The organism is Saccharopolyspora shandongensis, assembly GCF_900106995.1.
Classification (GTDB): Bacteria; Actinomycetota; Actinomycetes; order Mycobacteriales; family Pseudonocardiaceae; genus Saccharopolyspora; species Saccharopolyspora shandongensis.
This window is the reverse complement of record NZ_FNOK01000001.1, coordinates 13,515-38,225: the sequence shown is the minus strand read 5'-3', so window position 1 is coordinate 38,225 and position 24,711 is coordinate 13,515. Positions and strand designations below refer to the sequence as shown.

Genomic DNA, 24,711 nt, shown 5'->3' with positions numbered 1-24,711 from the left:
GACGCCCCTAGAAGGTTTCCTGGGCGGTCTTGATGTCCGCTGCCATCTTCTTTACCGCGGTCTCGACGTCGACCTGTCCGGCCAGCACGGGGTAGACGTTGCTGTTGATGGCCTTCGAGATCTGCGCGTACACCGGCGACTTCGGTCGCGGCTTGGCGCTGATCACGGACTGCTTCAGCTGCGTGATGAACGGGAGCGCGGCCTGCACCTCGGCGTCGTCGTAGGTGCTCGCCACGACGGGCGCCTGGGCGTGCTTGAGCGCCATCGTCTTCTGGAACTCCGGGCCGGTGGCGTGGTCGATGAACGCCACGGCCCCGCCGACGTTGTCGGAGGCGGCGGCGATGGCCCAGTTCCAGCCGCCCAGCACGGCCGACGGCTTGCTGTTCTCGTCGAACGCGGGCAGCGGCGCGACGGCGGTACCCGGGCCGGAGGCGGTCTGCTGGATCAGCTTGTACGCGCTGGGCCACTGGCGGAGGTAGCCTGCTGCGCCGGATTCGTAGACGCGTCGCGACGCGTCCTCGTCGTAGGTCAGCGAGCCGCGGTCGACGGCGCCGGAGCGCACCCCGTCGGCCATCAGGTTCAGCACCGCGCGGGTCTGCGGCGAGTCGATGGTGATGGTGCCGTTCTCGTCGAGCACGGAACCGCCCGCGGAGTACAGCATTTCGAGGAAGTTCACCGTGAGGCCCTCGTACTGCTTGGCCTGGATCTCGACCTTGTTCTGCGGGTCCAGCTTCGCCTGCTCGTACACCTGCTTCCAGGTGGCCGGCGGCGGCACCCGGTCGTTGCGGTAGAACACCAGGCCCGCGTTGGTGTAGAACGGCGTGGCCCAGTAGCGGTCCGCGTAGCGCGAGGTTTCCAATGTGGACGGGATGAAGCCGTCCTTGCGCTGTTCGACCAGCTTGGTCTGGTCCTGCACCCAGCCCTGCGCGGCCCACTCGCTGACCCAGGTGACGTCCATCAGGTAGACGTCGCACTCGGCCGAGCCGCCTTCGAGGCGCTGGATGGCCTGGGCCCGCGCGGCGTCGGTGTCCTGGCCGAGCTCGACGTAGCGTGCGGTGACGCCGGTTCCCTTGGCGTTGAAGGATTCCGTCAGCGTCTTGAACACCCCGGTGTCCCGGATGCCGCAGGCGGTCACCTCGCCCGCGGCGCCCTGCGCGGCGGCCGGTTCGACGACCTTCGCGTCGGGCGCCTGCTCGGCGGTCGGGCCGCCGGGCGATCCGCCCGCGCAGCCCGTGAGCGCGAGCACGGTGGTCACGGCGATTGCTTGGGACGCGGCGCTTCTCAGCCTCATCGATGATCATCTCCGCTTCGCGGTTCGGGACATCGGGATCGCGCGTCGGCGTCCCGGTTCCGGGGCAGAACTGCGGCGTGAGACGGCTCAAATAGTTAGCCGCGCGACTGCGGCGTGTCAAGCATCAGCCGGTAGATCCCGTCCGGCGACAGCACGTCCTCGATCGCGGCGACCACCGCGCCCGCGAGCCCGGCGGAGCGGCCCAGCGCGCTGTTGACCAGCGTCAGGTTCCGGGTGGCCAGCGGGAGCGCGCGCCGGTAGACGACGCCGCGGATACCGGCGAGCATGTCGTCGCCGGCGGCGGTGATGAGTCCACCGAGGACGATCCGCTTCGGGTTGTAGAAGTGCACCAGCATCGCCACCACCTCGCCGATCGTCGCGGCGGCCGAGCGGACCTGGCGCACGGCCGTCGCATCGCCGTCGCGCAGCAGCCGCGCGAGATCCTCGGTGCTCTGCGGGCCGCCGTTCTCGGTGCGCAGCGCCCGGATCACCGCCTCGGCCGACGCGACGGCCTCCACGCAGCCGACGTTGCCGCACTGGCAGACCACGTCGTCCGCGCCGGGCACCCGGATGTGCCCGATGTCGCCCGCCGCGCCGTCGGAGCCCCGGTGCAGCTCCCCGCCGGCGGACACGATGCCGCCGCCGATGCCGGTGCCGATCTTCAGGAACAGCAGGGGAGATTCCTCCGGCGGGAGGGCGCGGGCTTCGCCGAGGGCCATCAGGTTCACGTCGTTGTCCACCGACGCCGTGCAGCCGAACCGCTCGGCCATCGCGTCGCCGACCGGGAAGCCGTCCCAGCCGGGCATGATCGGCGGTCGCACCGGCATCCCCAGCCGCGGATCGACCGGCCCCGGTAAGCCCATCACCAGCGCCTTCACCTCGTCCCGCGCGATCCTGGAGTCGCCCAGCAGGTCGTGCAGGTGCTTGGTGAGCACGTCCAGCGAATGCTCCGGGCCGTCGGCGATGTCCAGCGCCACCTGCCGTTCGGCGAGCACGTCCTGGCCCAGATCGGCGACCGCCAGCCGGGTGCTGTGCACGCCGACGTCGGCGGCCAGCACGACCCCGGCGCGCGGCGCGATCGCCAGCCGGTGCGCGGGCCGGCCGCGCCCGCCGCTGCCCACCGGGCCGCGTTCGACGACCACACCCGTCGCGATCAACGCGTCGAGGTGGCTGTTGACCGTGGACCGAGCGAGGCCCGTGGCGCGCACCAGTTCGACCCGCGTTTCCGCTGCTCCCGACGCGATCAGCCGGGCCAGCCCGCTGTGCACCAGGTTGCCGTCGGCCCGCCCGGACGTCCTCGGCACCGCCAACCGGACCGGTTCCCACCCCATCGTCGCTGCTCCCGTCGTGGCACGCATTCGATTAATGACCGAAAAGAAAATAAATCACAGATATTGCCGACGTAAAGCCGGCGATCTAGTTTTGACCACGACGAAATTCGGGCGTGAGACACCCGCAGTTGTCAACAGTTCCAACCGAAGGAGGCTCCTCGTGAGCCCTGCACCTTCCGGGCGAGGCGTGGCGATCCTGGGCGCCGGGATGATCGGCGACGTGCACCGCCGCGCGGCGATCCTCGAGGGCGCCGAGGTGGTCGGCGTCCTGGCGTCGTCCCCGCAGCGTTCGCAGCAGGTGGCGGCGGGCTGGGGCGTGGCCGCGTACCAGGACCTCGCCGAGGTGCTGGCCGACGACCGCGTCGACGTGGTCCACGTGTGCACGCCGAACGCCACGCACGCGCCGTTCGCGGAGGCCGCCCTGCGCGCCGGAAAGCACGTGATCTGCGAGAAGCCGCTGGGCATTTCGACGGCGGAGGCCGAGCGGATGACCGCCGCGGCGGCGGAAAGCGGCCTGGTGGCGGCGGTTCCGTTCGTCTACCGCTACCACCCGGTGGTGCGGGAGATCCGCGCCCGGCGGCAGGCCGGCGAGTTCGGCGCCTGGAACCTGCTGCACGGCAGCTACCTGCAGGACTGGATGCTCTCGCCGGACGCGTCGAGCTGGCGGGTCGATCCGGGGCTCGGCGGGCCGTCGCGGGCGTTCGCCGACATCGGGTCGCACTGGTGCGACCTGGTCCAGTGGGTTTCCGGCGAGACGTTCACCGACGTGCTCGCCGAACTGTCCATTGTGGTCCCCACTCGCCCGGCGGCGGCCGGGCCGACCTTCGCCGGACCCACCGAGGTCGCCGGCGACCGGGTCGAGGTCAGCACCGAGGATTCGGCCGCGCTGCTGCTGCGCACCGCCGCCGGCGTGCTCGGCTCGGCGACGATCTCGCAGGTCGCCGCGGGCCGGAAGAACCGGCTGTGGTTCGAGCTGGACGGCGCGCTGGGCAGCGCCGTGTTCGACCAGGAGGAGCCCGAGCGGATCTGGCTCGGCGGCGCGGACGGCAACCGCATCCTGGTCCGCGACCCCGAGCACGGCTCGCCCGAGCAACGCCGGTTGTCGAAACTGCCCGCCGGGCACGCGCAGGGGTACGCGCAGTGCTTCGAAGCGTTCGTCGCGGACACCTACGCCGCGATCGACGGCGGCAGCCCGGAGGGGCTGCCCACGTTCGAGGACGGCCTGCGATCGGCCCGGCTGGTCGACGCCGTCCTCCGCTCCGCCCGCAACCGCTCCTGGACGAAGGTGTGATCATGCAGCTCGGAATGCTCACCGCGTGTCTTCCACAGTGGACGCTGGACCGGATCGCCGGCTGGGCCGCGCAGGCCGGGTACGAGGCGCTGGAAGTCGCCGTCTGGCCGGGCACCGGCGGCCGCGACTTCGAGGCCGCGCACCTGCCGGTGGCCGACTTCGGCCCCCGCGAGGCCGACGAGACACTCGCGCTGTTCGACAAGCACGGCCTGGCGCTGTCGGCGTTCGCCTACTACGAGAACAACCTCCACCCGGATCCGGTGCGGCGCGAGGAGATCCGCACGCACCTGAAGCACGCGATCGACGCGGCGCAGGCGCTCGGCGTGCCCTACGTCGGCACGTTCGTCGGCCGGGACTGGACGAAGCCGGTGGCCGACAACCTCGCCGAAGCGGAACGGGTGTTCCCGGAACTCGTCGAGTACGCGGGCGAGCGGGACGTGAAGATCATCGTCGAGAACTGCGTGATGGAGGGCTGGCATCCGGACGGATATCCCGGGAACCTGGCGTACTCGCCGGAGCTGTGGGAGTGGATGTTCGACCTCGGCCTGTACCTGAACTGGGATCCGTCGCACCTGACGTGGATCGGCATCGACCCGGTCGAGACCATCGCGCCCTACGTCGACCGCATCGTGCACGCCCAGGCCAAGGACGTGGAGCTGGACGCGGCGGCGCGGCAGCGCTACGGCTTCTTCGGCAAGGTGGACAAGGGCGGCAACCCCTGGGACATGGGCTGGTGGCGCTACCGGGTGCCGGGCCTGGGCCAGGTCGACTGGGCGCGCGTCGTGGACCGGCTCTACGAGCACGGCTTCACGGGCACGCTGTCGGTGGAGCACGAGGATCCGGTGTGGGGCGGCGACGGCGAGCGCATCACCCAGGGCCTGAACATCGCGCACCGGACCCTGCGCCCGCTGATCGTCGGCTGAGCCGGAGGTGGCCTTGCTTTCCGTGCAGCTCTACAGCGTCCGCGAACAACTGGCGACCGACCGGCAGGCGACCCTGGAACGGCTGGCCGAGATCGGCTTCCGCTACGTCGAGCCGTTCGGCCTCGGTTCCCCGGACAAGCCGTCGGCCGATCGCCTGGCCGAGGCCCGCGCCCTGCGCGCCGGCCTCGACGCGGCGGGCCTGGCGGTGTCGGCGGTGCACGCCGGACTGCCCGGCGACGTCGCGGAACTGGTGGAGGAGTGCGCGATCCTGGGCGCCGACACGGCGTTCGTCCCGCATCCGCGCCTGGTCCCCGGCTTCGGCGAGGAGACCTTCGCCGACCCGGCCCGGGTCGACGCCCTCGCCGGAGTCCTGACGGAGGCCGCCGAATCTGTCTCGGCCGACCTGCGCCTGGGCTACCACAACCACTGGTTCGAATGGGCCGAACTCCCGGACGGCACCACGGGTTACGACCGCTTCTGGTCCCGCGCGGGCGACGGCGTCCTCGCGGAACTCGACGTCTACTGGGCGGTCGCGGCGGGTGCCGATCCGGCGTCGGTCCTGGCGTCCCTGGGCTCCCGGGTGGTCGCGGTCCACCTCAAGGACGGCCCGGCCCTGCCCGGAGCGCCCCAGACGCCGATCGGCACGGGCGCGGTCGACATTGCCGAAGCGCTCCGGGATGCATCGGGAATCCGTTGGCACGTGGCCGAAATCGACTCCACCGAACAGGATCCGTTCGAGCTCCTCGCCACCAACGCCAACATCCTGGTGAACGAGGGCCATTCCCGCTGGGCCCGCTAGCGGCCGGTGCGGGCTTGGCGCTGACTGCCTGCGCCAAGCCCGCGACAACTCACGAAGCGTCGTCGGCGATTCGGCGCAGCAGTCCGGCGACGAGTGCGACTCGGTCCGGGATGTCGTCGACGATCACGTGCTCGTGCAGTGCGTGAGCGCCATCGCCGCTGGCGCCGAGCCCGTCGAGCACCGGAAGGCCAAGTGCGGAAACGAAGTTCGCGTCGCTGCCGCCTCCGACGCTGATCGGTTCGAGCGGCGCGCGCACAGACGCGGCGACTTCGTCGGCGAGGTCGAACAGCCGCCTGCTCTCCGGGGTGAGCCGCATGGGCGGGCGGCTCCACCTCCCTTCGACCTCCAGCCGCACTCGCGGGTCGCTGCCGCGGAGACCGGCGAAGACCGCGTCGATCCGGTCGGCCTCGGCCTGGTCGCTGATCCGGATGTCGATGAGGCAGCCGGCCTTGCCCGCGATGACGTTGCGGGCGGTGCCGCCGCTCATCGTGCCGACGTTGACCGTGGTGCCGCGCTCGTGGTCGGCTTCGCCGGCGAGCCGGTGGATGATCTCGGCGAGCGCGTGGACCGCGCTGGCACCGTCGGTGGCGTTGTTCCCAGAGTGGGCCTCCACACCGTGCGCGGTGACGGTGAAGATCCCGACACCCTTGCGCTCCGCCTTGACGTCCCAGCCGACGCCCGGTTCCAGCACCAGGGTCGCCAAGCAGTCCGGCGCCGCGCGTTCGATGTGGGGCCGGGACATCGGGCTGCCGAGCTCTTCGTCGCCGTTGAACATGAACCGGACGGTCGGGCACGGCAGGTCGAACGCGCGCAGCGCCAGCAGCGCCCAGACTCCGGTGACGAGGCCGGTTTTCATGTCGTAGATGCCCGGCCCGGTCGCCGTCCCGTCCTCCCGCACGGCGAACGGCCACCCATCCACAGTTCCCGCGGGCCACACGGTGTCGTAGTGGCCGATCATGAGCACGGGCGCTTCAGTGGAGCCGGCGTAGGTCACCTCCAGCAGGTCACCGTGCTCAGCGTGTTCGTGCCGCGTGAGCTGGGACGGTGCGCCGAGCCGGTCCCGCAACCACGTCGTGATCGAGTCGGCGGTCTTGTCCAGCAACGCTTTTTCGCTGCTAGGTGATTCTTGGTGCACCAGCATCGAAACATCACCGAGGAGATCATCCAACCGGTCGCGGCACCAAGTGGACAACGGCTTCGCGGACAAATCGTGCGCCTTCCTGCTTTGGGAGTGGTTCATCGGACGGGAACGCCGGGGCCGAGCGGGATGCCGAACGCGTACCAGGCCAGGAACATCAGGAGCCAGACGCACAGGTTGACGATCGCGAGCGGCAGCACGAGCGACATCAGGGTGCCGATCCCGGCGGACGGGCGGTAGCGGCGGATGAAGCCGAGCGCGATGACGAAGTAGGGGCTCATGGGCGTGACGCTGTTGGTGGGCGCGTCGGCGATGCGGAACAGGGCCTGGGTGGTCTCCGGGTGGATGTGCAGCAGCATCAGCATCGGAACGAGCACCGGAGCGACCAGCGCCCACATGGCCGAGCCGCTGGTGAGCAGCAGGTTCAGCACGCTGATCAGCAGCACCGCGCAGACGAAGATCACCACCGGCGGCGCGTCGATCGAATCCAGCACGCCGGCGCCGGAGATCGCGATGACCTGGCCGATGTTCGTCCACTTGAAGTACGCGAGGAACTGCGAGACCGCGAAGAACAGCACCAGCACCGGGACCAGTTCGCGAAGCCCCTGGCCCATCAGCTCCGGAAAGTCCTTGGCCGAGCTGATGGTCTTCACCGTCAGGCCGTAGACGGTGCCGACGATCATGAAGAACAGCATCATGACCACCGCGACGTTCTCCATCAGCGGGGAGTCCACGATGGAGCCGCCCTCGCCGCGCAGCGGCGAACCGCTCGGCAGCACGGCGAGCACCACTGCGATGACGTAGAGCGCCGCGGCGATCAGCGCCCGCTGCACCCCGGTGCGCTCGACGGCCGACAGGGACATGTCGGGCAACTCGTCGACATCGGTCAGCTCCGGCTCGACGGCGTTCATCGCAGCGACCCGGCGGGCGACGACGAGCTCGGTCACCACGGTGATCGAGACGGCCAGCAGCAGCGAGGATGCCAACGAGAAGTAGTAGTTGGACACCGGGGTGACCACGTAGTTCGGGTCGATGGTGTGCGCGGCCGACGTGGTCAGTCCGGCGAAGACCGCGTCCGATCCCTCGATCACCGGGCTGATGCTGCTGGCGCCGCCCACGGCGACGTAAGCCACGACCGCGCCGATGATCGGGCTGCGGCCCACGGCCCGGAACACGATCATGCCGAGCGGGATCATCACCACGAACGCGGCGTCCGACGCCACGTGGGCGAACATCGAGGTCAGTGCGACCGCGAAGGTGACGAGACCGGCCGGCACCCGGGCCAACGCGGCGCGCATCAGCGCCGCCAGCAGCCCGGTCTTGTCCGCGATGGCCACGCCGAGCATGACCACCACGATCAGCCCGAGCGGCGGGAAGTTCACGAAGTTCTTGATCAGATCGCCGAGCATCATCTGGACCCCGGCATCGGAGATCAGGCTCTTGACCCCGACCTCCTTGCCGTCCACCGGGGAGGTCGCGGAGACGCCGAGCGCGGCCAGCAGCCAGCTCGCCAGCACCACCAGCACGCTCAGGATCACGAAGAGCCAGAAGGGATGCGGCAGCTTGTTCCCGGCCCGATCCACCACATCGAGCACGCGCATCACCGACGACGTCACCGAACGTCGTCGCGTCGTAACCTCGTTCAAGGGCCCCTCCGCTATCATCAAACGGTGATTTGATCCAGCATCCAAACTTCAGATGCAGGCTTGTGTCAAGTAATCTATGGCGACGGGCAAACCGTTCAACTTGAGGTGAGGTTTTGCAAACACTGGACGACGCGGACCTTGATCTGGTGGCCGCGCTGCAGCTGACGCCCCGGGCGCCGCTGAACGCCGTTGCGGAGATCCTGGGCACCTCGGCCAGCACGGTCGGCCGGCGAATCCAGCGGCTGCAGGAGAGTCGGCTCCTGCGCTTCATCTCCACCGTGCACTGGTCACTGATCCTCACCGCCAACCCCTACGTGGTGTGGATCAAGTGCGAGCCAGGCATGACCTCCGGCGTCGCGGCAGCGATCCAGGAGGTACCGGAGGCTCAGTCCATCATGATCATCAGTGGTGACGCGGATATCTACTGCACCATCTACCCACTGGCGGGAACGGACCTGCGCCGCCTGCTGACCCACACCTTGCCCGCCATCCCGGGCATCGCGTCCATCGAGTCGCACCTCGTGCTGCGCACGGCGCGCCAGGCCGTGGCGTGGCACCTGAACCGGCTCACCGGCGAGCAAACCGCTGCGCTGCGAGAGCACGCCGACGCCGACCCCAGCTCCCCACCGGAGAGCGTCGGGCCGCTCAACGAAGCCGAGTTCAACACGCTGCGCCTGCTCGTCGACGACGGCCGGATCACCGCGGCGCAAGCCGCCCGCGAGCTCGACGTCAGCCGCTCGACCGCGTACCGGCTGATCCAATCGGTGCTGGAAGCAGGTGCCGCCCGCCCCCGGGTGGAGATCGAACCGGCGGTCCTCGGCTTCCGGCTCACGGCGCTGATCACCCTCGAGGTCCAACCGCAGCACATCCCCGCCGTGCTGGCCGCGCTGAGCGCGGAGCCGTCCGGGCGGTTCACGGTGATGACGGCCGGACCGGCATCGATCACCCACCACGCGGTGTTCCGCGACGAAGACCACCTGTCCCGGTTCGTCACGGAAGACATCGGCGCGCTACCCGGCATCAACGGCCTGAACATGTCGACGGCACTCGCGGTCCTGCGTCGCCAATGGATCGACCGCGACAACGACGTGCTCCTCGGAGACCGAGTGCACGACTTCCTGTCGCGCCCCTGAACTATGCCCGAGATGGCCGCGATCGGCCGTGGTCGGCGAAGGCCATGAAGGCTGGCCGGGCGCGGCGGTTGACCGCGTGGTGGCGCGTCGGGGATGGTCCAGCCATTGCGAGCCGTGATCGTGAACCTGGCGGTGCGTCCTGTGCGGGGATTCCGGTGTCCCTCACCCTCGTTGCTGCTCCCAGAACAATGCGGCGATCCGGCCGCGCGACGTGAAGCCCAATTTCGTGAGGATGTGCTCGATGTGGCTTTCCGCCGTCCGTCGCTTGATCGCCAAGTGCGCTGCGATTTCCTTATTTGACAACCCCTGGGCGACGAGCTGGGCGACTTCTCGTTCTCGCGGCGTCAGGAGCGTGTGGATTCCCGCCGCGCTCTCTGCCTGAGAACCGGACACCGCCGCTGTCTTCTCATTCAGCGCACGAACGACGATCTCGTCAACCGTGTGGTCTGCGCCGCGTTGATAGGAGGCTTCGAACGTTTTGTCTCCGACGGCCCGGCGAGCATGCGCCTCGCACTGATCGTGCCAGTCCAGGTAGTGGTGGAAGCCCAGGAGGTACTCGCCGAGCGGCCGCCAGAGCTTGTGACTCGCGGCCAGCAGCTCGGCGGCGCGTTCGCCATTTCCGTTCCTGGCCTCCACCCAAGCCAGGGCCTCGACGCAGAGTGCGATGTTGAGCGGATCGCTGAGGGACCGCTCGATTCGCAGGCACTCTCGCAGGTGGTCGGTCATGTGCTGCAGATCGCCCTGCGTCCACCGGATGACCGCCAGGATCCACAGCATCCACGACCGGCTCCACTGTTCGCCGTGTGCCCGGCAGAGCTTCTCGCATTCCTGGCAGAGGGTGAGGCCGCGATCGGCGTCCCCAGTCAGACACCGGGCGAGCGCGAGCCGGAAGAGAGCCGTGGCCAGGTGGGTGCTCGGCCTGCCGAGTGCCCGCTCCTGAGACAATGCCTGCTCCAGCAGGGGCACCGCCTGGGTCAGATTGTTTGATACGAGTTCAGCATGTCCCGAAAGCTGCGCTGCGTGAGCCAGTGCCGCGCGGTCATCCAGTGCACGCGCCAGGCGTGAGCATTCGTTCAGCATGCTCAAGGCAGCGCCCGTGTCGCCTTGTCGGATGGCGAGATAGCCATTGGTCCACAGCGCCTTGGTGCGTTCTTGGCTCGGCTGCAAGTCGAGGGTGAGTGCCCGGTCGAGCCACTCCCGGCCTTCCTGGGGCGAGCTGCAGGCGACCCAGTAAAACCACAGGGCGCCGGCCATCCGCAGCCCGGCTCTGGCTTCCCCTGGTTCGGTGAGGCAGTACTCCAGCGCTGCCCACAGGCTGGCCTGGTCGAGTTGCAAGCGGGAGAACCACTGCAGCTGGTGAGGACCGAACCAGTTGGCGTCGGCCTGTTCGACCAGGTTCAGGTAGTAGTCTCGGTGCTTGCGGCGCAGCGCGGCCAGAGCACCGTTTGTGCCGAGCTGCTCGTGCCCGAAATCGCGGATCGTGGAGAGAAACCGATACCGGGAGCCAACATGGTGCTGTTCTCGGATCAGAATTGACTTTTCCACCAACCCCACGACACCCATGAACACTTCGTCAGGCGACAGGCCGTCATCCGCGCACACCTGTTGTGCGGCCTCGATGTCGAACTCGCCCGGGAAAACGGATAGTCGTGACCACAGCACCTGTTCTTGCTGGGTGCACAGGTCGAAACTCCACTCCACGGCCGCCCGTAGCGTCTGGTGGCGCGACAAGCCGGCACGTTTTCCCTCCGTCAACAGTCGGTAGCGGTCCTTTAACCGGACAAGGATTTGCTCCACCGACAGTGCTCGGATGAGGACCGCGGCCAGCTCGATCGCGAGTGGAAGACCATCCAATCGGCCGCACAACCGAGCCACCGTCTGCTCATTGTCCGGACCGAGCGTGAATTCTGGATTTACCGCCGAGGCGCGATCTTCAAACAATTTCAGCGCCTCGTACTCCCGAGCCGTGCCCTGTACCAGGGTGTTGTCGGTCGGCACGGACATCGGCGGTACCTGCCAGATGTGCTCACCGCCGATCATTAGCGGTTCGCGGCTGGTTGCAAGAACATGCAGTTTCGGTGCAGCTTCGAGCAGGGTGGCGACGAGATAGCCGCAGGCATCACGCAAGTGCTCGCAGTTGTCCAACACCAGTAGCAATTGCTTGTCTGCGAGGTGGTCAACAAGCACATCTTCAGGTGCACGAGCCGTGCGATCGCGCAACTGGAGGCTCGATGCCACTGCGCGAGCCACTAGCGAGTCGTCGTCCAGCTCTGCAAGCTTGACCAGCCAGACACCGTCCGGGAAAGCCCGCCGCAGGTCCTCCGCAAGACGCAACGCCAAACGCGACTTTCCTACACCGCCGGGCCCGGTCAGTGTCACGAGCCGGGCCCTCGACAGCAGCCCCTTGACTTCGGCCATTGCTCGACAGCGCCCAACAAAACTGCTCGGGTCGCCAGCGAAGTCACCGATCCGTCGGCTTGCCATCCTTATCATCAGGCTCATTCGATTCAGAGACTGCTCTCAGTATATACGGCTCCCTCCCGGCGGCTGGGATAGCGACCCGGTTCGCTCCGGTGGAGACACAACGTCAGGAGTGATGTAATCCGTCCTGTGGGACTGAGGATCGGCAGCGGTGCGCGGCGGCCGGTACCTCGGCCGGTCACGGTCTCTACGAGGCTGCCAAGCCCCGCAGTCTGCCCCATCGGTCTGCTTCCTGTCGCGCCCCTGACCGCCGCCCGGTGGTCGTGAGTGTTCGTTCCGGTTCTTACCGGAACAAGCACTCACGACTGGTAGGTTCGGTCGCCGGAACGATCGGGGGCCGGTGGACAGCGGGGCACGTGGCGAACAACAAGCGGAAGAAGCAGAAGCGCGGCCCTCTCGGCCGGACGGCCACAGCTCCGGCCCGGCCGATCCCGGAGCCTGACGAGGTTTCCGAAGAGCGTTCGTCCAACCCGAAGCCGCCATGGCTCGTTCTTGTCCTGGCGTTCGGCTGCTTTGCCGTCATCAAGCCCGAAATCTGGCTGACGTGGTCGCGGGACCAGGCACCGGCGTGGGCCCAAACCGGCGCGCTCGCGGTCGGTCTCGCCTCGATCTGGCTGATCCTGCGCGGCCTGTGCGCCACGCAGTGGCTCGGCGCGTCCCGCGTCCGGCCGACCTCGAAGCTTCGCTCCACCGGCCAGCTGGTCGAACTGATGCTGTCGCGAACCGCGATCTGCACCCTGACCGGAACGTTCCTGGCCCTGATGGTCGCCGGCCGAGCGGAAGCGGCGGGAGTCAAGGTAACGAGCCTGATCAGCGACCTGGCTACGGTCGGAGCACTGGTCGGTCTCGCATCCTGCGCACCGCGCAGCGTGATCCAGAGCATCCGGACCTTCAAACTCCTCAAGGAGAACGACCGCCGCAACTGGGTCCGAGCCCACCTGACGCTGGCGATCGTCGACCTGATGGTCCTCTTCGAGCTCTGGAACCTGATCCGCTCGGTGCTGTTCAACAAGTGAGAGGCACCCGTGTCGGTTTACTCGATCGGGGATGGGGCGGCGCGCGTGGGGTGTTTCGGGCCGCTTGGCGCTGATGATGATCCGCATGGTTGAGAACGGGATTGGCAAGGTAGCACCGGTTGCGCAAGTCGGAATGACGACCGCGGTCGGCGGCGCGGGGGGCCGCCGCCGACCGCGGCAGGCAGCTCACTGCGCGGTGAAACCGCCGTCGATCGACAGGTTGGCACCCGTGATGAAGCTGGCCTCGTCGCTGAGCAGGAACGCGACGAACGCTGCGATCTCCTCGGGCTTGGAGACCCGGCCGATCGGGTGCAGACCAACGATCTGCGCTTCCCCTTCCGGAGTCGCGCCCATGGTGCTGCGAAACGCCGGGGTGTCCACCGCGCCGGAGGCGATCGCGTTGACGCGGATGCCCTGCGCGGCGTTCTCCAGCGCGACCGCCTTGGTCAGGCCCACAACGCCGTGCTTCGCCGCGGTGTAAGGCGAAACGCTGCCCATGCCGACCACGCCCAGGTTCGATGCGTTGTTGACGATCGCGCCGCCACCGGACGAGAGGATCGCCGGAACCTGGTGCTTCAGCCCGTAGAACACGCCACTCAGGTTGAGGTCGATCTCCGCGCGCCAGCTGTTGTCGTCGATGTCCTGCACCGCGCCGAAAGCGTTGACCGCGCCCGCGTTGTTGAACGCGCCGTCCAGCCGGCCGAACTCGTCCATGGCCGCGCGAACCAGCGCCGCGACCTCGCTCTCCACCGTCACATCGGTGGGCACGAACAGCGCCCGGCCCCCGGCGCCGCGGATGTCGGCGGCCAGCTGCTCGCCGACGTCCTTGCTCCGCGCGCCCAGGACCACCGCCGCGCCTTCGGCGGCCAGCCGCCGGCTCGTCGCTTCGCCGATCCCGGAGGTCGCCCCGGTCACCACGACCACTTTGGACTCGAAACGTGCCGTGTTCATCGCTTCCTCGATCATTTCGCCGTTTTCTCGGACGAACGCAATACTTCCGGCGAAAGCGGATCAGGTCTGGCGGTAATCGGCCGTTGTGTCCGGACGCTCCAGAGTGGTCGCGAGCCAGAGTTCCAGGCGGTCCTGGGGTTGGTCGAGGGAGCGGTTCGTGACGCGCTCGGCGGTGCGCAGGCGGGAGCGCAGCGTGTTGCGGTGGATGTCGAGCTTTCGCGCCGCCGCCTCCAGGTTCTGGCCCTCGTCCAGGAACGTCCGCACGCATTCCACGAGGCTCGGGGTTCCCGTCCGGCGGCGCTCGTCCTGGCGGCGCAGCGGTTCCAGAGCCGAGTCGACGAAGCGTTCCACCGCCGGTCCGTCGAAGACCCCTTGGAACAGGGCGCTAGCGGCGAGCTCGTCGGCGTGCCGGTAGGTGCCTTCGGCGCGGGAAAGCGCAGTCGTGGCACGGAAGATCGTCGCGGGCAGCTCGGTTCGGTCCCGGGCGGTCGCTGCGCCCGCGCGAACCTGCCCGGCCCGCGCGTTCAGCCGCTCGGCCAGCGCTCGGCCGGCCTTGGGGTTCGCGTCGGGGAGGACGGCGACCAGCGCTTCCGGCAGCGGGCAGACCACCAGCCGTTCCTCCAGCGACGTGTCGTCGATGACCTCGGCGAGGGTGTCCAGCACGATGCGCGCCAGCTTCGGCGGCTCGGCGCCCTCGGCGCGCAGCGCCACCACTTCGTAGGGCGGGGGCGGCAGGGGACAGGCGTCCTCCAGCCGGTCCCAGAGCGTCGCCGAGTTCTCCTCCAGCGCGGCGGCGAAGATCGCGGCGCGCTGCTGGTGGGTCTTCGCGCGCGCCGAGCGAACGCCTTCGACGCCGACGCCGACGAGGTTGGCCGCGTGGTTGGCGAGGATCCGCACGTGCGCGGCGACCGGCGGCGCGGACGCCACCGCGAGCCAGCCGCTCGGGCTGCCCGAGATGCCGGTGCTCGCCACGTGGATCTCCCGGTCGCCGAAGGTCGTTCCGAGCGCTCCGCGCGTGTCGCGCCGCACGGCCGCGCGCACCGCCTCGTGCCAGTCGCGACGCTCCGGCGGCTCCGCCGCGCGCATGTGACCGGCCGAGTCGAGCAGCAGCACCTCGCCGCCGGTGCCGGCGGCGAGCTCGCGCACGATCCCGGCGGGCCCGGAGCGCAGCGCCGCCCGCGCCATCGCGTCCTGCGCCTTGAGCGCCTGCCGCTCCTGGTGGGATCGGTGGTCGGCGTACCACTGGGCGACGGCCTCGGTGATCGCGATGAACGGCGTGCTCTCGATGGCCGCCACCACCGGGAAGTCGCATTCGTCGGCGGCCTCCAGGACCGCGGGCGGCAGTTCCGTGCGGATCTCGCCGGGCGGGAAGCCGAGGCCCGCGCACCCCGCGTCGGCCAGCCGCCGCACGTAGTCGCGCTGGCCCCGCGGGTCGTCCGGCAGGCCGAGCCCGACGGTCAGCACGAGCTCGGCGCCGCGCAGCCACGGCACCGGGTCGGTCAGCTCGATGACGTGCGCCCAGCGCACCTCCCGATGCAGCCCGCCCGCCCCGGCCAGCAGGCGCAGGTCGAGTCCCGGCAGGCCCAGCACATCCGCCATCCGCAGCGCCATAGATCAACCCTTGTGCGAATCGCCCAACTCAGACGGCGAAAGTGTACGGTTCGCCCAGGGTGTTTTTCCTCCCGCGGTCCTACAGTCGCTGCACTCGCTCCCAGCGCCGACGGAGGACTTCATGAGCGATTCGACCGCTTCACCGCGAATGGCCGTCCGGGCCGCGTTCGCATCGTTCGTGGGCACGACCATCGAGTGGTACGACTTCTACGTCTACGCCACGGCAGCCTCGCTGGTTCTCGGCAAGCTGTTCTTCCCGACCGACGCCGACCCGTTCGTGGGCATGATGGCCTCGTTCGCGGTGCTGGCCGTCGGGTTCTTCGCCCGGCCGCTCGGCGGCATCGTGTTCGGGCACTTCGGTGACCGGGTCGGCCGCAAGTCCGCGCTGGTCACCACACTGTTGATCATGGGCTCGGTGACGTTCCTGGTGGGCCTGATGCCCACCTACGACACCATCGGGCCGTTCGCGCCGATCGCGCTCGTGGTGCTGCGGTTCATCCAGGGCCTCGCGGTCGGCGGCGAGTGGGGCGGCGCGGCGCTGATCGCGGTCGAGCACGCACCGGAGCACCGCAAGACCTTCTTCGGTTCCTTCCCGCAGATCGGCAACTCCGCCGGGGCGCTGCTGGCCACCGGCGCGTTCAGCATCGTGTCGGCCTTCGGTGAGGAGGCGCTGCTGAGCTGGGCGTGGCGGATCCCGTTCCTCGCGTCGGCGGTGCTGGTGCTGGTGGGGCTGGTGATCCGGCTGCGGGTGGAGGAGTCCCCGGTGTTCGCCGAGGCCCTGCGGGAACAGGACACCTCGAACGAGGCGCCGGTCAAGGAGGTGCTGCGGACCTCGTGGCGGTCGGTGCTGATGGGCATCGGCGCGCTGCCGGTCGCCGTCGGCGGCTACTACATCGTCACGACGTTCCTGCTCGCCTACGCCACCACGCCGGAGATCGGCGTGTCCGAGACGGTGATGCTCAACGCGCTGAGCGCGGCGGCGTTCCTGGAGATCGTCGCGACGCTGATCACCTCCTGGTTCGGCGACCGCGTCGGCGCCCGGCGGATCGTGATCGGCGGGCTGATCGCGGTGGCCGTGCTGGCCGCGCCGCAGTTCCTGGTGGTGCCCAGCGGGAACGTCGCGCTGATCGTCGTGCTGCTGCTGGTGATGCGTCTCGGCATGTCCGGCACCTACGGCCCGCTGCCCAAGATCATGGCGGAGATGTTCGAGCCACGCGTCCGCTACACCGGCATCTCGCTGTCGTACCAGATCGCCGGGGCGATCTTCGGCGGCCTGGCGCCGATCGCCTGCACCGCGCTGCTGGCGGCGTTCGGCACGCCGATCCCGGTGGTGGTGCTGCTGGTGGCGATGTGCCTGGTCGCGATCGCCTGCACGGCCAAGGCGAAGCAGGTCGACGACGAACCCGCCGCCATCGCCCAGCGCGCCTGACGGCCTGTTTCCAGGCTCGTTTTGCGTGGCGGTGCGGGTGGCGGAACCTCAGACGCCGCCTGGTCTGTGGGAGCCCCGACTTACGTATGTCCAATACGCGGCATCGGGGCTGTCCTCGCCAGGCGACGTCTGAGAACCCGCGGCGGTGCAAGCGTCGTAGGTGGGCTAAGCGGCTGCGCCGCTTCAAGGCCAAAGATTCAATTCAAGCTCGAAAACGGGTCTCTTCCGAACGATTCGAAAGGTCAGCCGTGTCCACTTTGGTCATCACGCACGCCGACGTCCGCACCGTGGACGAGCGCCGGCCGCGCGCGGAGGCCGTTGCCATCCGCGACGGCAAGATCCTGCTCTGCGGCGCGGAATCCGAGGTCCGCGCCGCGGCGGGTCCCGGCGCGGTCGAGTTAGACGCCGGCGGCCGGACCGTGGTGCCCGGGTTCATCGACCCGCACAACCACCTGCTGTCCACCGCGGAGTCGCTGGCCGCGGTGAACGTGCGCAGCCCCGGGGTGTCCAGCGCGGCCGACCTGGTGGCGGCTATCGCGAAGGCTGCCGCGAGCGCCCCGGCGGGCCAGTGGATCCGGGCGTTCGGCATGGACGACGCGAAGTACCCGGAGGGCCGGGTCACCCGGGCCCAGCTGGACGAGGCGACCGGCGAGCACCCGGTGATCATCTACCACGTCTCCGGCCACCAGGCGGTCGTCAACAGCGCCGCGCTGAAGTGGCGCGGCATCGCCACCGACGTGGCCGACCCGGCGGGCGGCGCGTTCGTCCGCGACGAGGGCGGCCGGCTGACCGGGATGGTGCTGGACACCGCGATGGAGCTGCTGCTGCCGCTGGCCGCCGACATCGGCTGCCACGGCCCCAACTTCCACACCGACCTGCCGCACGAGCAGCTGCTCGGCTGGCTCGCCGACGCCCGCGACAGCTACCTGTCCGCCGGCGTCACCACGGTGTGCGACCCGCAGGTGTCGCGGCGCGAGATGCTGGTCTACCGGGCGGCGAAGGCCGCGGGCGCGCTGCCGCTGCGCACCGTCTGCATGCCGCTGTCGCACCAGCTCGACGGGCTCACCGCGCTCGGCCTCGCGGGCCCGTTCGGCGACGACTGGCTGCGGCTCGGGGCGATGAAGTTCTACTCCGACGGCAGCCTGCTCGGCGGCACCGCGCTGTTCCGCGAGCCGTACGGGGAGCGCGGCGAGTTCACCGGCAGCTCGTACTGGCAGCCGGAGCAGCTCACCGACCTGCTGCGCCGGGCGTCGGAGGCGGGCTGGCAGGTCGCGGTGCACACGCAGGGCGACCTCGCGATGCAGAACACCATCGACGGGCTCGTCGAGGCCGTGCGGGTGGCCGGCGACGACCCGCGGCCGCGCATCGAACACTGCGGCTACCCGACCCGGGAGCAGGTGCGGATGCTCGCCGATCTCGGCGCGGTGGCGGTGAACCAGCCGAACTTCCTCTACGACAGCGGCACCGACTTCGTGCGCCGCCTCGGCCCCGAGCGCGCGCACCGGCTGCAGCCCATCCGGGAGGAGCTGGACGCCGGCGTGGTGCCGGTGCTCTCCAGCGATTCGTTCGTCTCCAGCCTGCGTCCGATGGAGACCATCGCCAACGCGGTGTGCCGCCGCACCCGGGAGGGCGGTGAGATCGGCGCCGCGCAGGCGATGAGCCTGGACGAGGCGCTGCGCGCGCACACCCTCGACGCCGCCTACGCCCTGCGGATGGAGGACCGGCTCGGTTCGCTCGCGCCGGGCAAGCTCGCCGACCTCGTGGTGCTCGACCACGACCTGCGCACCACGGCGGACGAGGACCTGCGGAAGGTCGACGCGCACTGCACGATCCTCGACGGAGAGGTGGCGTACCGGGCATGAGCGACACCGCGAAAACGGCCGCGTGGAATTGGGTGGACCGCAACCGGTCCCGGTTGTCCGAGTGGCACGGCCGGATCTGGGAGCTGGCCGAGCCCGCGTGGCGGGAGTACCGCTCGGCGGCCTGGTACGTGGACCTGCTGCGGAGCGAGGGCTTCGAGGTCGAGGAAGGCAGCGGCGGAATGCCCACGGCGTTCTCCGCGACCTGGAGCAACGGCCCCGGCCCGACACTGCTGACCTACGCCGAGTACGACGCGGTGCCGGGCAACTGCCAAGCCGGCACGCCGCGCCCCGGGCCGCGGTCCGGCGTCAGCCCGCACGCGCCTGGGCACACCGACCCGCACTCGGCGTTGGGCATCAGCACCCTGGGAGCCGTCCTGGCGGCGAAGGAAGCGATGCAGCGCAACGGGATCGGCGGCACGATCCGCTACACCGGAGAACCGGCGGAGAAGGTGCAGGGCTCCAAGGTCGTGCACGGGCTGCGCGGCTACTACGACGACGTGGACGCGATCATCAGCTTCCACCCGTTCTACATGCTGCCGCTGTGCAACACGGTCCGGTGGGACACGCACTGCGGCGCGTACTACAGCCGCATCTACAGCTTCCGCTGCGACGAACCGGAAACCTGGGGCGTCGCCGATCCGGGCAGCCCGATCCCGGCGTCCCACTCGGCGGCCCGCGCGCCCGGCGCGAACGCCGCGCTGATGACGATGTACTCGCTGACGAAGTCCACACAGGACTCGATGGCCCCGGCGTTCGGCGGCTGGTCGCTGTCCGAGGCGATCCTGAGCGCGGGCAACGCCACCGCGGACAACCTCCCGGCGGGGATCGCCCAGATCCAGTACTCCTGGCGCTGCCCGGACATCGCCACGGCCGAGCAGGTGCTGCGGGTGCTCGACGCGAACGCGGAGGCCGCGGCCCGCACGGCGCACTGCAGCCTCGAAACCCGCTGGGTGTCGCGGAACCGGCCGGGCCTGGCCAACCACGCGATGGCGGAGGTGACCTACCGGAACCTGGCGCAGGTCGGGCCGCCGGCGTACGGCCCGGAGGCGGTCGAGGTGGCGCGCGAGGTACAGCGCTCGCTCGGCGTGGAGCCGACCGAGAACCCGCTGCTCGCCGAGTGCGCCCAGCTGATCGAGCCGGCCGAGGCGGAACGCCTGCTGCGCGAGAACATCCCGCCCGCGCAACGGAACTGGACGTCCGACGACTACGTCGAGATGACCCACTACGCCCCGACGGCCCGCCTCTACATCGCTCGCCCGGCGCTGGCCCCGATCGACGGCCGCCCCACGCCGAGCTGGGCGATGAACGCCCTCGGCGGCATCCCGGCCACCATCGACCCGACGATCATCTGCGCGGCCAAGACGATCGCCGGAACGCTCCTGGACCTGGCCCGCAGTCCGGAGGTCCTGGCGGCGGCCAAGGCGGAGTTCGACGAACGCAGCGCGGACGCCCCGGAAGCGCTGCTGCCCAAGGACTTCGAGGCGCCGCACGACTACCCGTGGCCGGAGTACGTGACGACCGCCCGCGGCTCGGGCTGGCAGGGCGCCTGAAGGCTCAGCGGATGCCTTCGCGGCGGAGGCGTTGGGCGAGCTGCGCGGTGACCTTCACCAGGAGCTCGCCCACCTTCCGCGCTTTCGCGTCCGTCGTCTGCTCGATCGGCATCGAGCAGCTGATCGCGTCCGTGCCCGGGATCCGGTACGGCACCACCGCCGCCACGCAGCGGATGCCGGGCGTGCCCTCCTCGATTTCCGCCGCATAGCCGCGTTCCTGCGCCGTCGCGCACGCGTCGAGGACGTCGTCCAGCGACACCAGGGTGTTCGGCGTGAGCGCGGGGAGCGGGTCGGGGAGGAGCTCGGCCACCTCCTCGTGGGTCAGCTCCGCGAGCAGCGCCTTGCCCAGGGCGGTGGCGTGCGCGGGCAGCGTGCGGCCGATCTTGGACGTCAGGTACGTCGAGTTCGCCGACTCGCGGGTTTCCAGGTAGATCACCTGGTTTCCGATCAGGCGGGCGTAATGCGTGGTGAAGCCCGTCTGCTCGCGCAGCTCCTCCAGCGCTTCGGTGGCGTAGCGGATCGCCGGGTCGCGGTCGAGGTAGGCCGTGCCGCAGATCAGCGCGCGGACGCCGAGCCGGTACCGGGTGTTGCTGGAATCCGCCTCCAGCCAGCCCGCGTCGAGCAGGGTGCGCAGCAGCCCGTGCAGGCTGGAGCGCGGGAATCCGGTCTGGACGTGCAGATCGGACAGCGACAGCCAGGACGGTTGGGCGGCAAAGGTCTCGACCAGGTCGATCGCGCGGCGGGCGGACTTCACGCCGGCGGCGTCGGTACCGCCCGCCGTGCTGGAAACATCGGCCGGCTGAGGCATCGCGGCCTCCTCCTTCGCAGACGGCAGTGCCACGATCCTAGCCAGCCGAACGATCTGTTCGCATACATGAATACTGTTCACGCAGTCGGCCGGTTCCGGTGCACGGAGGATGACAGTTTCAATTGAAACTGCGGTCAGTTCGGCTCGCCGAGGGCAGCGGTGGTGAATGGGCCGCCCAGGTAGCGGGCCGAAGCGTCGGACGGAGTGGCCTCCGCGGCGAACTGCTCCGAGTCGTCCTGCGGGCGGTAGCCCAGTTCCTCCGCCTCGGCCAGGGAGCAGACCCCGCGGGTGTTGGCCGAGACGCCCCAGATCACGCGGTAGCCCGGCGACGGGTGGCCGAGGCACGCCTCGAAGAGGCGCCCCGCGTCGTCGGGGGAGAGCCACAGCGACAGGGCGCGCACGTCCGCCGGGCGCTCGAAGCAGTTGCCGATGCGGATGCAGATCACGTCGATGCCGAACCGGGAGTGGTACAGGCTGCCCAGCGCCTCGATCGCGGCCTTGCTCACCCCGTAGTAGGTGTCCGGCCGCGCGGGCGAATCCGCGGGCAGGCCGTCCGGCCCGGCGTCGGCGACCAGGCGGAACCCGGCGGCGTGGTTGCTGGAGGCCAGGATCACCCGGCCGACACCGGCTTTCCGGGCGGCTTCCAGCACGGTGTGCGTGCCGTCGATGTTGACCGCGAGCGTCTCCGCCCACGAGTTCTCCCGGCTGTGGCCGCCGAGGTGCACGATCGCGTCGACGCCTTCGCAGGCGGCGGCCATCACGTCCGGGTCGGTCAGCGTCCCGGTGACCGCCTCGACGGCTTCGCCGGGCTCCGCGGGCGGCAGCGGCGCGCGGTCGAGCAGCCGCAGGACGCGGCCCTCGCGGCGCAGCCGGGACCGCATGATGGTGCCGACGACCCCGGCCGCGCCGGTGATCAGAATGCGTTGCTGCAACGTGGCTTTCCCTTCTGCGTTCAGCGGATTCCGGCCCGGCGCAGGCGCTGGCCGAGTTCGACGGTGGTGCGCACCAGCAGCTCGGCGGCGTGCCGGACGTCGGCGTCGGTGGCCTGGTCGGTGGGCATCGAGCAGCTCATCGCGTCGGTGCCGGGGATGCGGTAGGGCACCACGGCGGCCACGCAGCGGATCCCCGCGGTGCCCTCCTCCAGTTCCGCGGCGAAGCCGCGATCGCGGATTAACGCGCATTCCGCGTGCAGGGTGGGGAGTTCGACGACGGTGTTCGGGGTGAGCGCGGGCAGCGGGCCGGCGCAGAGCGCGGCGACCTCGTCGCGGGTCAGCTCCGCCAGCAGTGCCTTGCCCAGGGCGGTGGCGTGCGCGGGCAGCGTGCGGCCGACGCGGGAGATCAGGTGCACCGAGCGCCGGGACTCCCGGCTTTCCAGGTAGACGACCTCGTTGCCGTTGCGGCGCGCGTAGTGCGTGGTGAACCCGGTCTGCTCGCGCACCTGCTCCATCGCCTCGGTCGCGTAGGGCACCACCGGGTCGCGGTCGAGGTAGGCGGTGCCGCAGATCAGCGTGCGGATGCCGAGCCGGTAGCGGGTTTCCGTGCGGTCGGCCTGCAGCCAGCCGGTTTCCAGCAGGGTGCGCAGCAGGCCGTGGAGGCTGGAGCGCGGGATGCCGGTGCGGGCGTGCAGTTCGGCCAGCGACAGCCAGGATTCGTGCCCGGCGAAGGTTTCCAGCAGCTCGATGGTGCGTCGCGCCGACTTCACCCCGGCCGAATCCGTGGCGGTGGCGATGCGGGCCGGCATGTCGACCTCCTCCCCGGGCGGCGCTCAGGCGCCGGTTGACATGTGATCGCGGTCATACTAGCGTCCTCCGGCAGATTTCCGATAGTCGAATAAATTCACAAACCCAGTATCCATTCAAGTATGTGAACGCCGGAGGGATCGGCCCAGTGCATGCTCTCGACTGGACAACGGTGTGCGGCTACTTCGGCCTGATGCTGGCTATCGGCTGGTGGTCGCACCGCAGGGTCAAAACAGACAAGGACTTCTTCATCGCCGGCGGCCGGATGCCGTGGTGGCTCGCCGGGATCTCGCACCACATGTCCGGCTACAGCGCCGTGCTGTTCGTCGCCTACGCGGGCGTGGCCTACACCGACGGCATCACGGTCTACTTCTGGGGATTCGCCAGCATCGGCATCGGCGTGGCCATCGGGGCGTGGCTGTTCGCGGCCCGCTGGAACCGGCTGCGCGCCCGCTTCGGCGTGGCGTCGCCGCTGGAATTCCTGGCCCGCCGCTACAACATCCCCACCCAGCAGGTGCTGGCCTGGAGCGGCTCGTCGCTGAAGGTCTTCGACGTCGCGGCCAAGTGGTTCGCGGTGGCGGTGCTGCTGCACTCCTTCGCCGGGCTGCCGCTGATCTGGGGCATCGTCATCACCGGCACCGTCACCCTGCTCTACTGCACGGCCGGCGGGCTGTGGGCCGACGCGCTGACCGACTTCGGCCAGTTCGTCATCCAGGCGGCGGCCGGGATCGTGATGATCTGGGCGGTGCTGGCCGAACTCGGCGGCGTCTCCGGGCTGTGGACGCTCTGGGACCGGCTGCCCGCGGGGCGCACGTCGCCGGTCACCGGGCAGTACACCACGGTGTTCCTGCTGGTGTACGTGCTGGTGAAGACGCTGGAGTACAACGGCGGGATGTGGAACCTGGCGCAGCGCTACATGGCCGCGCCCGACTCCCGCGCCGCCCGGCGCGGCGCGGTGCTCTCCGCCGCGCTGTACCTGGTCTGGCCGCTGGTGCTGATGTTCCCGATGTTCGCCGCGCCGCTGTTCGTGCCGGACCTCGCCGACCCGACCACCTCGTACGCGGCGATGACCCAGGCGCTGCTGCCGCCGGGCATGATCGGGCTGGTGCTGGCCGGGATGTTCTCCCACACCATGGCCATGGTCGCCTCGGACGCCAACGCGATCTCCTCGGTGATCACCCGCGACATGCTGCCGGTGCTGTGGCGGAAGGCGCGCGGGTTCGACGAGTTCCAGCGGCTGCGCACCGGCCGCATCGCCACCTTCGGCTTCATCGCGCTGAGCATGGTCGTGGCCACCCAGGCGGAGCACCTCGGCGGCGTGCTGTCCATCGTGGTCTCCTGGGTCGCCGCGCTGATGGGCCCGATCTCGGTGCCGCTGCTGCTGGGCATGCTCCCGTGGTTCCGGCGGTGCGGCTCGCGGGCGGCCATCGCGTCCTGGGCCGGCGGGCTGCTCACCTACGGCGTCCTCTACTACGGCCTCGACGCCGGACCCACCGCCACCGTCGCCACCCCGATCCTGGTGTCGCTGGCGCTGTACGTCGGTCTGGGCCTGGTCGCCTCGGAGCGCACCGAGCAGGTCGACGAGATGCTCGAAGCCCTGGACCAGGAGTCGCCCGCGGCCGCACCGGCGACCCCTCGATGACCCGGCCACCGCAACAGAAAGCGAGCCCGCGCATGTCCCTGGAAGGTTTGCTGGCCTTTCCGCTGACGAC

At 69.8% G+C, this 24,711-nt stretch carries 19 protein-coding genes; 9 read left to right on the top strand and 10 right to left on the bottom strand.

Annotated elements, in window-relative coordinates:
- Positions 1-7: 7 nt before the first annotated feature.
- Entirely contained in the window at positions 8-1,291 is a 1,284-nt protein-coding gene (locus BLW84_RS00165; protein ID WP_093259899.1) for an ABC transporter substrate-binding protein, read from the bottom strand.
- A 95-nt stretch (positions 1,292-1,386) separates the two neighbouring features.
- The gene (locus BLW84_RS00160; protein WP_093259896.1) at positions 1,387-2,622 is read right to left on the bottom strand and encodes an ROK family transcriptional regulator; all 1,236 of its coding nucleotides are present in this window, start codon (positions 2,620-2,622) and stop codon (positions 1,387-1,389) included.
- 160 nt (positions 2,623-2,782) lie between these two features.
- Here BLW84_RS00160 and BLW84_RS00155 point away from each other — a divergent pair, with 160 nt between their 5' ends.
- From BLW84_RS00155 to BLW84_RS00145, 3 genes are read left to right on the top strand one after another with little or no spacing between them, the layout of a single operon-like run.
- Entirely contained in the window at positions 2,783-3,913 is a 1,131-nt protein-coding gene (locus tag BLW84_RS00155) for a Gfo/Idh/MocA family protein (RefSeq protein ID WP_093259894.1), read from the top strand.
- Positions 3,914-3,915: 2 nt separating this feature from the next.
- Positions 3,916-4,836 (top strand): sugar phosphate isomerase/epimerase family protein, encoded by a 921-nt coding sequence (locus BLW84_RS00150; RefSeq protein WP_093260485.1) that lies wholly within the window; start codon positions 3,916-3,918, stop codon positions 4,834-4,836.
- A gap of 7 nt (positions 4,837-4,843) precedes the next feature.
- Positions 4,844-5,635 carry a sugar phosphate isomerase/epimerase family protein gene (locus BLW84_RS00145; protein WP_093259892.1) on the top strand — a complete coding sequence of 264 codons (792 nt, stop codon included), beginning with the start codon at positions 4,844-4,846 and terminating at the stop codon, positions 5,633-5,635.
- Between the two features lie 49 nt (positions 5,636-5,684).
- Here BLW84_RS00145 and BLW84_RS00140 read toward each other — a convergent pair whose 3' ends face one another.
- On the bottom strand, positions 5,685-6,842 hold the full coding sequence (locus BLW84_RS00140; RefSeq protein WP_093259890.1) for a M20 family metallopeptidase: 1,158 nt from the start codon (positions 6,840-6,842) through the stop codon (positions 5,685-5,687).
- A gap of 29 nt (positions 6,843-6,871) precedes the next feature.
- Complete coding sequence (locus BLW84_RS00135) at positions 6,872-8,374, bottom strand: AbgT family transporter (RefSeq protein ID WP_245760864.1); 1,503 nt, start codon at positions 8,372-8,374, stop codon at positions 6,872-6,874.
- A gap of 158 nt (positions 8,375-8,532) precedes the next feature.
- On the opposite strand from BLW84_RS00135, the gene BLW84_RS00130 reads away from it, so the two are divergent.
- Entirely contained in the window at positions 8,533-9,552 is a 1,020-nt protein-coding gene (locus tag BLW84_RS00130; RefSeq protein WP_093259888.1) for an Lrp/AsnC family transcriptional regulator, read from the top strand.
- Between the two features lie 162 nt (positions 9,553-9,714).
- On the opposite strand, the gene BLW84_RS00125 is transcribed toward BLW84_RS00130, so the two are convergent.
- Positions 9,715-11,970, bottom strand: a complete 2,256-nt coding sequence (locus BLW84_RS00125) for an ATP-binding protein (protein ID WP_093259886.1) — start codon at positions 11,968-11,970, stop codon at positions 9,715-9,717.
- Between the two features lie 419 nt (positions 11,971-12,389).
- On the opposite strand from BLW84_RS00125, the gene BLW84_RS00120 reads away from it, so the two are divergent.
- A complete protein-coding gene (locus tag BLW84_RS00120; RefSeq protein WP_093259884.1) occupies positions 12,390-13,049 on the top strand; it encodes a hypothetical protein in 660 nt (219 codons plus the stop codon).
- A 186-nt stretch (positions 13,050-13,235) separates the two neighbouring features.
- Here the strand turns inward: BLW84_RS00120 and BLW84_RS00115 are convergent, their stop codons facing one another.
- Positions 13,236-14,000, bottom strand: a complete 765-nt coding sequence (locus BLW84_RS00115) for an SDR family NAD(P)-dependent oxidoreductase (protein WP_093260481.1) — start codon at positions 13,998-14,000, stop codon at positions 13,236-13,238.
- Positions 14,001-14,060: 60 nt separating this feature from the next.
- Positions 14,061-15,611: a PucR family transcriptional regulator gene (locus BLW84_RS00110; protein ID WP_093259882.1), complete on the bottom strand. Its 1,551-nt coding sequence runs from the start codon at positions 15,609-15,611 to the stop codon at positions 14,061-14,063.
- Between the two features lie 121 nt (positions 15,612-15,732).
- Here BLW84_RS00110 and BLW84_RS00105 point away from each other — a divergent pair, with 121 nt between their 5' ends.
- From BLW84_RS00105 to BLW84_RS00095, 3 genes are all read left to right on the top strand, one after another.
- Complete coding sequence (locus BLW84_RS00105; RefSeq protein ID WP_093259879.1) at positions 15,733-17,040, top strand: MFS transporter; 1,308 nt, start codon at positions 15,733-15,735, stop codon at positions 17,038-17,040.
- A gap of 248 nt (positions 17,041-17,288) precedes the next feature.
- Positions 17,289-18,902 (top strand): amidohydrolase, encoded by a 1,614-nt coding sequence (locus tag BLW84_RS00100; RefSeq protein ID WP_093259877.1) that lies wholly within the window; start codon positions 17,289-17,291, stop codon positions 18,900-18,902.
- Complete coding sequence (locus tag BLW84_RS00095; RefSeq protein WP_093259875.1) at positions 18,899-20,452, top strand: zinc-binding metallopeptidase family protein; 1,554 nt, start codon at positions 18,899-18,901, stop codon at positions 20,450-20,452. The genes BLW84_RS00100 and BLW84_RS00095 overlap by 4 nt, the downstream gene beginning before the upstream one ends.
- Positions 20,453-20,456: 4 nt before the next feature.
- Here the strand turns inward: BLW84_RS00095 and BLW84_RS00090 are convergent, their stop codons facing one another.
- The 3 genes from BLW84_RS00090 to BLW84_RS00080 form a co-directional block, all read right to left on the bottom strand.
- Complete coding sequence (locus BLW84_RS00090) at positions 20,457-21,260, bottom strand: IclR family transcriptional regulator (RefSeq protein ID WP_093259873.1); 804 nt, start codon at positions 21,258-21,260, stop codon at positions 20,457-20,459.
- Between the two features lie 134 nt (positions 21,261-21,394).
- Complete coding sequence (locus BLW84_RS00085; RefSeq protein ID WP_245760863.1) at positions 21,395-22,141, bottom strand: NAD-dependent epimerase/dehydratase family protein; 747 nt, start codon at positions 22,139-22,141, stop codon at positions 21,395-21,397.
- 71 nt (positions 22,142-22,212) lie between these two features.
- Positions 22,213-23,001: an IclR family transcriptional regulator gene (locus BLW84_RS00080; protein ID WP_093259871.1), complete on the bottom strand. Its 789-nt coding sequence runs from the start codon at positions 22,999-23,001 to the stop codon at positions 22,213-22,215.
- A gap of 146 nt (positions 23,002-23,147) precedes the next feature.
- On the opposite strand from BLW84_RS00080, the gene BLW84_RS00075 reads away from it, so the two are divergent.
- A complete protein-coding gene (locus BLW84_RS00075) occupies positions 23,148-24,641 on the top strand; it encodes a sodium:solute symporter family protein (protein ID WP_093259869.1) in 1,494 nt (497 codons plus the stop codon).
- Positions 24,642-24,711: the final 70 nt, after the last annotated feature.